Annotated in this window: 3 protein-coding genes; all 3 read right to left on the minus strand. The window is 36.1% G+C overall.

Features of this window, described 5'->3' with window-relative positions; all coding sequences use genetic code 11:
* A partial coding sequence (locus PHO70_08585) for a glycosyltransferase (protein MDD5433016.1) occupies positions 1 to 1,118 on the minus strand: 1,118 nt, incomplete at its 3' end.
* Positions 1,115 to 2,434 (minus strand): nucleotide sugar dehydrogenase, encoded by a 1,320-nt coding sequence (locus PHO70_08590; protein MDD5433017.1) that lies wholly within the window; start codon positions 2,432 to 2,434, stop codon positions 1,115 to 1,117. The genes PHO70_08590 and PHO70_08585, both read right to left, overlap by 4 nt.
* Positions 2,427 to 3,431, minus strand: a 1,005-nt coding sequence (locus PHO70_08595; GenBank protein MDD5433018.1) for a glycosyltransferase family 4 protein, incomplete at its 5' end; no start/stop codon positions are given. The genes PHO70_08595 and PHO70_08590, both read right to left, overlap by 8 nt.

Raw genomic sequence — 3,431 nt, forward strand, 5'->3', positions numbered from 1 at the left:
CTTTTCAATGCCTCCAGGAACTGATGTGAATCGTATTTTATCGCCACTCCCGCCCCATATTCAGTGATAACCTTAGCATAAACGGTTATATCACTGACCACTACAGGTAAACCACACACTGAATAAAGCTTTGTCTTTCCTGGATCACCATAATAGGCATTAAGGATACGATTATTTTTATCATCCCACACAGAAACACCCACAGCAGAAGAAGAAACTACATCTAACATTTCATTCACGTCTTCAATAAAACCATAAAACTTAAAATATTGCCCCAGTTCTCTGGAAGCAACCATTTCCTTAAATTTCGGTAAGAACGGCCCTCTCCCGATAACTTTCACTATAATTTCTGGCATTATATTAACTAACTCCGGAATAATATCCAGGATTAACTCCAACCCCTGACTGTCCATAGTCACCCCGACAAAAACAATAGCATATCTATCTATATCTGTTATTCCTTTAGATCGATAAAAGTCGGCGTCATATCCCAAGGAAATGATCTTTTTCTTATTCCTATAAGATTTTACATTAATATTACTATAGGCGATCCGTCCTTCTTCTATCCGGAGAGAAATATCCCAGACTTCGTCACAATAGCGTACCGCAAGCTTATCAATATAAATCGATAACTTAAGAAGATACGTTTCAAACCAGTTAAACCCTTCAAAAAAATTGATGCTGCACTCTTTTTGATGAGGAACATAATAATCAATTGTATAATAAATAAATTTCCGACATACCCCTACTTTCTTCAAGATTACTCCAACTATCCCTGAAAAATGAGAAATGCCTATATACACATCAAATTTTTTACCAAAAATCAATAAGGAACGCAAGATATCCACACAATACAACAAAAAAGTTATAGTAATTAACAGCCTACGCGATCTCAGAAGTTTTAAAATTGGGTGCTTAAAAATATAATGCTTCTTTATCACACCATTATCGTAATAAAAAGCGTGGTTTTCTTTTTTATTTACCGCGAAACTGCCAAGACCCACAACATAGACGCTTTGCACTTTACTCAAAAAATAATCCCTCACTGCCTCTGTCCGAGATGTCAAATGCTGGCCTATAATCAGCATGCTTTTCTCTTTTAATTCTTGTACTATCATAAACCTGCGCCCAGATGCTTAATCGTTAGCCCCTTGGATTCGCCCAATAATCTCCAACAATCTAACATAACAATATTTTCCTTTATTTTACCAAAGTTTATCTTCTTAAATTCAGGCCATGGTACAGCCAATATACCTATATCTACATCCAACAGGCAATCTTCTGCATTTTTAGAGTACCCGACCCTATTCCCTAATACCCCCTTGGCATTCTCTTGTGCCTGCGGATCATAAACATTAACTTTAAATTTTTCATTTATTAAGAGCTGAGCAATAGCTATAGCCTGAGAATCTTCAATTATTTGGGTATTTGGTTTATAGGATAAACCCAGGACACCTATCTTACCAGTATCTTTGTTCATCTCGGATAAAATATCCTTTGTCTTTTGTACGACCCTCATTGCTTGATCACGATTAACCTCGTCAACCATTTCTGCTAGCTTAGCCCTGATATTCAGACTACGGGCAAATGCCGCAAAAGCTACATTATCACGAGGAAAACATGGCCCACCAAATCCTAATCCCGGCCTGATATACTTATTCCCTATCCTAGAATCTAATCCTAAGGCTTCAGTTACAATATTAGCATCCGCGCCTTCTACCTTATCACAAATTGCCGATAAGGAATTTGCAAAAGTAATTTTGGTAGTAATATAGCAATTTAGCGAAATCTTAGTAATCTCCGCGTTTAAGGTGCTCATTCGCGCAAACCTAGGTTTATTATCACAAGTCTCGCGGTATATCTCCTCAAGCAAATCTCCATCTTTCTTGTTTATCTCGCCAATCAATAAAAAATCAGGATTCAAGAAATCACGCAACACACTACCCAAAGCAATAAATTCTGGATTGTAGGCAACACCAAAATCTTTACCACAAATTTTACCAGATGTTTTTTCTAGTATGAATTTTACTACCGTATCCGTAGTTTTAGGCATTACTGTTGAAGTGACAACTATAAGATGATATCCTTTCTTTTTTCTCAAGGACTCCCCTATCTTAAGACAGGCTTTCTCTAGATATTCGTTGGAGAAGCTGCCATCGGCAAGGCTGGGAGTCGCAACTACTATAAAAGTCAAATTTGAATTTAAAATTGCTTCTTCGTAATCAAAAGTTGCCCTTAGGTTATTTTTCGCCTTGCCCATAAACTCTGCAAGTCCGGTTTCTTCAATAGGAGATAAACCTCTATTTATTTTATCAATTTTCCCCACATCTATATCTACCCCTATAACCTTAAAACCTTTATAGGCAAAACAAGTGGCAGTACATAAACCCAATTTACCTAAACCGATTACTGAAATTGCCTGAACCTTATTCATGAATATACCTCCTACATATTTTAACTAATTTTTGAGCATAACCTTCCCACGTATAATTCTTTGCACATTCCCAAGCTCTCATACTCATTTCCTTACTCTTCTTTGCATCATTAAATATCATATCTATATACTTCACAAATTCACCTACGCTATTATCTTCTGGAAAATAACCATGGACTCCATGCTTAAATAAATCTGATACTCCAGAACCATTTGGAATTATTATGGGACATCCGCATGCAGCTGCTTCTAAAGACTGCATACCGAATGCCTCATGTACCGGATGAACATGCACCATGGAGGTAGAACATAAATCTATGATCATTTTTTCATCGAGTGGACCTAATAATTCTACTCTGTTCTCAAGACCCCTTCTTTTGAGTTCATACTTAAATTTCTCACTCAGATTAATAGGGTGCCAAAACCCACCTACAATCAGATTTACATCTTTTGCATGCAAGCGCTCGAGTATATCAAGAAAAATTATGGGATCATTACCAATGTCCCAACGATCATAAGTTAATATATTTCTCTTGCGTTTTGAGAAATCTGGGAAGATTTCTTTTGCAAAACAACCAGGCACAAGAATTTCTAGTGGTTTATTTGTTAGTTTTTTAAAATAACTATGATGAAATTTACCGCTTGTTATAACTGCCTCGCATTTTGCTAGCGAGAATTTATCTAACAATTTTGCGCATAAGTAAAGAATGGGATATTTCCATCCTATACGCCTTTTATAAATTTTTCTCGCAGTAAATGTGGAAGGATCCCAAACTAGAAGCAAGAATGGTATACCACAATATTTTTTAATATTGCAGGCCGCAAAAGAACTATATTGGCAGTTAGCTATAATAATATCGAATTCATTCTTCTTAACAGCTTTATGGGAAAAATTAAAACTAGCAATATGATGCAAAGAAAAACATGACATTCCGGGAAATTTAAAGTCGATTTTTCTTACCCTGTTAGGAAAATAGGGTAAAATATACCTCACCTT

The sequence above is a fragment of the Candidatus Omnitrophota bacterium genome (assembly GCA_028715415.1).
Lineage (GTDB): Bacteria > Omnitrophota > Gorgyraeia > Gygaellales > Profunditerraquicolaceae > JAQURX01.